Origin of the sequence: uncultured Lutibacter sp., assembly GCF_937891065.1 — a bacterium.
Classification (GTDB): Bacteria; Bacteroidota; Bacteroidia; order Flavobacteriales; family Flavobacteriaceae; genus Lutibacter.
Genome location: NZ_CALAEQ010000046.1, coordinates 1 through 5,621 on the forward strand (window position 1 = coordinate 1; position 5,621 = coordinate 5,621).

Here is a 5,621-nt window from a genome sequence, read left to right on the forward strand (position 1 = left end):
TAGACCTAACAGGTTTTTAAAACCTGTTAGGTCTTGATCTGAAAAACCTGGGGCGCCTTGTTCTTAAAAACCTAAGATTTTAAAATTACTAAAAGTGAATTAGGCGCTTTATTTAGAAAAGAAGATCACGAAAAGTATATGGAATGTGGCGATCAATTTTTGCGTAATTTTTTAAATGGATTGGTCATACATTTAAGAGGACCAATGCCTAAAAAAGAAGATAAAAAAATAACACATAAATAAACGTTGTATTAGACCTAACAGGTTTTTAAAACCTGTTAGGTCTTGATCTGAAAAACCTGGGGCGTCTTGTTCTTATTCTTAAAAACTTGTTAAGTATAAAATTTTACTCCAATAAAAGCATACTTATTCCTTCAATAGTTCTCCTTTTATCCAAATGCATAAATTTAAAATTTTCAAGATCTTCAAAAAGGTTTAAAACTTCAGCTCTTTGTAACAAAGTTTCTTTTATTGAAATTAAAGATATATAAGAGGAATACTTATAAGTCTCAAAATTTGAAATATTGTGGTGAGTGGCATTCGTATTTATATATATAATTATATTGCGTAAATAAGTTTCATCTTCTATTTTAATACGCTTTAAATGCTCTTGAAACAAACTTCCAGTTCGAACATACTTTTTATTGATTGCTTTGGTATACGCATTGAATAAATTTGAAAAAGGTTGATGCAGCTTTGTTTTACCACTTTTAATTTTTTCTGGTAGTTCATTAAATTCTTTTATTTTAAGAATAAAATGAAAATGATTAGGAAGTAAGCAATAACTATAAATCACACAAATTGACAATAAGTATTTTTTTATTAAACTTAAAAAATATACATAATTATCTGTACTTTTAAAAATAAGTTCTTTGTTATTACCTCTATTGTATACATGAAAAAACCCAGACGGTTCAAATGGTTGATGTTTCATAGCTTTTATTTCTAAAAATAAAAACTAATTATTTAGTATCCTACCATTTTGAATAAAAAATAAAAAGACTACATGTTTTATAGACCTAACAGGTTTTAAAAACCTGTTAGGTCTTCCTGTTAGGTCTTATTTTACCATTTAGAATTCTTCAATAATTTTTTCTACAATTTGCTGACTGTAGCTGGTTTTAAAAACCTGTTAGGTCTTCCTGTTAGGTCTTATTTTACCATTTAGAATTCTTCAATAATTTTTTCTACAATTGAATTGCTGACTGTAGCTGGTTTTTAAAACCTGTTAGGTCTTCCTGTTAGGTCTTTTTTTACCGTTTCAAATTCTTTAATAATTTCTTGTACAATTTCAGCGGCTGGTTTAATTTCATGAATCAGACCTGCTATTTGCCCAATTTCTAATTCTCCATGCGCTAGATCTCCTTCAAACATTCCTTTTTTTGATCTACCTCTACCCAATTTTTCTTTTAATTGATCGACTGTAGGATTCTGCTGATACAAATTCTGTAGTTCATTAAAAAACTGATTTTTAATCAATCTAACTGGCGCTAATTCTTTCAACGTTAAATGTGTATCACCATCTTCAGTTTTTACAACTTCTTCTTTAAAATTTAGATGTGCTGAAGATTCATTACTTGCAACAAATCTACTTCCAATTTGAACACCATCAGCTCCCAAAACCATTGCTGCCAACATACCTCTTCCTGTTGCAATTCCACCTGCAGCAATTACAGGAATTGTTAGTTTTTCTTTTACCATAGGAATTAAAGTAAAAGTAGTCGTTTCTTCTCTTCCATTATGACCTCCAGCCTCAAAACCTTCTGCTACAATAGCATCAACACCAGCTTGTTCAGATTTTAATGCAAATTTCACACTGCTCACTACATGAACAACTGTAATTCCATTTTCTTTTAAAAAAGGAGTCCAAGTTTTAGGATTTCCAGCTGAAGTAAAAACAATTTTAACACCTTCATCAACAATTATTTGCATAATTTCTTCAATATTAGGATATAACATTGGAACGTTAATACCAAAAGGTTTATCGGTTGCTTTTTTACATTTTTGAATATGTTCACGCAAAACATCAGGATACATTGAACCAGCGCCAATTAATCCTAAACCTCCAGCATTGCTAACTGCCGAAGCTAGCTTCCATCCACTATTCCAAATCATACCAGCTTGTATCATTGGATATTCTATTTTGAACAGTTCAGTAACCCTATTTTTCATTTTAATTTTTAAGGAGTTTAATAGTTTTTATGGTATCATTATATGTTATCTGTACCATATACAATCCTTTTGGTAAAAATGAAATATCTATTGAAGGATTATTTTTATATACTAAATTTGAAAACATATTTTTACCTAATAAACTATAAACAGTAACTTCTAACTCTTTAACTTCAGTAGGAAAAGTAAAATTAAGTCTGTTTTTTGTTGGGTTAGGATACATACTAATTACGCCTTCAAGTGCAATTTCTTTTGAAAAAACACCTTCACAAGCAATACTTGTCTTAACTTCTACTAAATCTCCATGATTTACATCAATTTCAAATTTAGTATTTGTAGTTTGCATTTTTTCTTTATCATTTACATATACCGTAAAAGGTGCTGTTCCTTGGTCTAATTCAATAATAACTGATTTTGAAGATAGTGTAGCTTTCCCAGAAACAGTAGTTCCTGCTGAAATATCTAAATTATAACATTGCATATAACTTTGTTCAGTAATAAAAATACATACTTCATAGGTTCCATCAGCCAAATTTTTAAGAGCTAAATTATTAGCTGTAAAAGAATGGTTAGTACCATTTACAGTAGCTGTATAATTGTAAGTAGCAGAAGCTGTTATATTAATTTGTCCATTATTTTTATCAGGACAAGTTTCACTAATCACTTCAATATCAAAATTATTTGAAGGCAATAACAAACATCCATTAGCATCTACAATAGTTCCTAAAGGTGTATTTGGGCATAAATCCAAAGCATTCAAAACGCCATCACTATCAAGATCATTTATATCAGAAACAAGTGTATCATAAATTGTTTTAAAGTCAGGAATTCCATATCCTTCTTGTGCTGTAGGACTTGTAAATAAGTGGGCTGATTCTTTTACCAATTGTGTAATTTCTGCATTTGTTTTGTTAGGAAAAGTCTGCCACAAACAAGTAATAACCCCAGTGAGAACAGGTGATGAAAATGAAGTACCGTTTGAAGTTGCTATATTTCCAGCAGAATTTATAATATAAACACTAGCACCTTGGGCACTAACATCCGGTTTTATTCGACCATCAGAAGTTGGGCCAAAAGAACTAAAACCAGCAATTACACTTGAAGCATTTACTGCTCCAATACTTAAAACAGAAGCTGCATCAGCAGGAGCACCAATATAATGCCAAGGCTTATCCCCATCGTTTCCTGCAGAATTTACCACAATCATTCCTCGAGAAAAAGCAATTTCAGCTCCTCTAGAAATAAATGCTGTTTTTCCATCCATATCAGCATATACATGGTCATAATTTGGATTATCAAAAGTTGTGTAACCCAATGATGTGTTTATAACATCAACACCTAAACTATCTGCCCGTTCAGCTGCTTCAACCCATAAACTTTCTTCTAATGGTGTCTCATTTGCGCTATCTTCAGAAATAAACAAATAGAAATTCGCATCAGGTGCTGTTCCAATAAATTGATTATCAATATAACCGGCAATAGTAGATAAAACAGCCATTCCATGATAATAGCCTGTATAAAAATCACTATTTCTATTTACAAAATCGTATCCTCCTAAAATTTGATTGTTATCTCTTATTCTTTGAAAAGCTGAAAAGTTATCCACATTAGGAAACCCTGCATCAATAATGGCAATTTGCATTCCTTCACCTGTAAAATTATTTTGATGCAACACATGTCCATTTAGCATTTCAATTTGATTCGCCCCATTTCCGTAATTAAAGTCAGTTGAAGATTCTAAATTTTTATTTTTAGGAATCTTTTTTGACTTTACGATACTTTTCCCACCAGTATTTAATGATTTATTAGCATATTCAACTTTTTCAACAGAACTTAAACTTAATAAATTATTAATATCCGTTTGCGTCCCTTGCACATGCAAAGCATTCAACCATTTAGATCTTGCCTTAATAGTAATTCCTGCAGTATTTTTAACTTGAAGTACATATGATGCTTCGATAGGTATATCTTTATAATCTAATGAAATATTATAACGAATTCTTCTATTTAATGCTCTTTGAGTAAGCATAGTTAAAGGAGCATTTGTAAATGTAGCTTCACTTGGTTTATCGTTGAAATAAACCCATGCATCTTCAACTTGAGCAAATAATTGTACAAATGAAAAAAATAAAATAAGTGTTAGTAGTTTTCTTTTCACAATAATTAATTTAAGGGGTTCACTTTCAAAATTACTGATTTTTATTTAATATTTCATTTTAAAAAATATGAAAGATTAAGCAATTACTCCTGAACCTATTAGTTCATCTTCTAAATACCAAGCAACAAATTGGCCTTCTGTAATAGCAGATTGTGGGTTTTTAAATTGAACATACATTCCTTTCTCAACTTTATACAGTGTAGCTTTTTCTAATTTTTGACGATATCTAATTCTACTTTTAACTTCTAGAGACTCGCCATTTTGAAGCATTAAATCTTTTCGAATCCAATGTAATTCTTCGTTAGTTACAAATAATGTATTTCTATACAATCCTTTATGTAGTTTACCTTCACCTGCATAAATAACGTTTTCAACAACATCGGTTTCTATCACAAATAATGGTTCTTTCATTCCGCCAACTGCTAAACCTTTTCGTTGTCCTTTTGTGAAATAATGAGCTCCTTGATGTTTTCCAACAACTTTTCCATCAGCTACATGATACTCGTATTTTGTTGCATAAAAGTCTAATTCAGCTTTTTTATTCTTAAATTTTGGAATTGTTCTATCAAATATTTTTGAATCTTGAGGTATTCTTACAATAACACCTTCTTTAGGTTTTAATTTTTGCTGTAAAAATTCAGGTAAACGTACTTTTCCTATGAAACATAAACCTTGAGAATCTTTCTTTTCGGCAGTTATTAAATCTTGTTCTGCTGCGATTTTACGAACTTCTGGTTTTGTTAATTCCCCAATAGGAAACAAAGCTTTTGACAATTGTTCTTGTGATAACTGACATAAAAAATACGATTGATCTTTATTATTGTCTGCTCCTGCCAATAATTTAAATACTGGTTTTCCATCGATTTCTTCCTCACCTTTTCTACAATAATGACCCGTTGCTACAAAATCTGCTCCTAATTCTTCAGCAATTTTCAAAAAAACATCAAATTTTATTTCTCTGTTACAAAGTACATCTGGATTTGGTGTGCGCCCAATTTCATATTCTTTAAACATATAATCAACAATACGTTCTTTATATTGTTCGCTTAAATCTACTACTTGAAATGGAATACCTAATTTATCTGCAACTATCATTGCATCATTACTATCTTCAAGCCAAGGACACTCGTTTGAAATGGTTACAGAGTCATCATGCCAGTTTTTCATAAACAAGCCTATAACTTCATAACCTTGTTCTTTTAACAAGTATGCTGCAACACTACTATCTACACCGCCTGAAAGGCCTACAATTACACGTTTCATTTCAAAAATTTTAGGGTGCGAAGTTACG

The 5,621-nt window shown here is 30.6% G+C and carries 4 protein-coding genes and 1 pseudogene; 1 reads left to right on the plus strand and 4 read right to left on the minus strand.

Annotation, left to right across the window (positions count from 1 at the left end; genetic code table 11):
* Nucleotides 1–75 precede the first annotated feature (75 nt).
* Nucleotides 76–243: pseudogene (locus Q0352_RS02765) on the plus strand (DUF1456 family protein); the annotation flags it as partial.
* A gap of 103 nt (nt 244–346) precedes the next feature.
* Here the strand turns inward: Q0352_RS02765 and Q0352_RS02770 are convergent.
* The 4 genes from Q0352_RS02770 to mnmA form a co-directional block, all read right to left on the minus strand.
* Nucleotides 347–934 (minus strand): transposase, encoded by a 588-nt coding sequence (locus Q0352_RS02770; protein ID WP_299523251.1) that lies wholly within the window; start codon nt 932–934, stop codon nt 347–349.
* Between the two features lie 284 nt (nt 935–1,218).
* Nucleotides 1,219–2,172, minus strand: coding sequence for a nitronate monooxygenase (locus tag Q0352_RS02775; protein WP_299523254.1), 954 nt, complete (start codon nt 2,170–2,172; stop codon nt 1,219–1,221).
* 1 nt (nt 2,173) lies between these two features.
* Nucleotides 2,174–4,330, minus strand: coding sequence for a S8 family serine peptidase (locus tag Q0352_RS02780; RefSeq protein WP_299523258.1), 2,157 nt, complete (start codon nt 4,328–4,330; stop codon nt 2,174–2,176).
* 75 nt (nt 4,331–4,405) lie between these two features.
* A complete protein-coding gene (mnmA, locus tag Q0352_RS02785) occupies nt 4,406–5,593 on the minus strand; it encodes a tRNA 2-thiouridine(34) synthase MnmA (RefSeq protein WP_299523261.1) in 1,188 nt (395 codons plus the stop codon).
* Between the last annotated feature and the right edge of the window lie 28 nt (nt 5,594–5,621).

Excerpts from the sequence above, each read along its gene's own strand:
- Q0352_RS02770 (WP_299523251.1), bottom strand. The coding sequence starts at position 934 with ATGAAACATCAACCATTTGAACCGTCTGGGTTTTTTCATGTATACAAT.
- Q0352_RS02775 (WP_299523254.1), bottom strand. The coding sequence starts at position 2,172 with ATGAAAAATAGGGTTACTGAACTGTTCAAAATAGAATATCCAATGATA.
- mnmA (WP_299523261.1), bottom strand. The coding sequence starts at position 5,593 with ATGAAACGTGTAATTGTAGGCCTTTCAGGCGGTGTAGATAGTAGTGTT.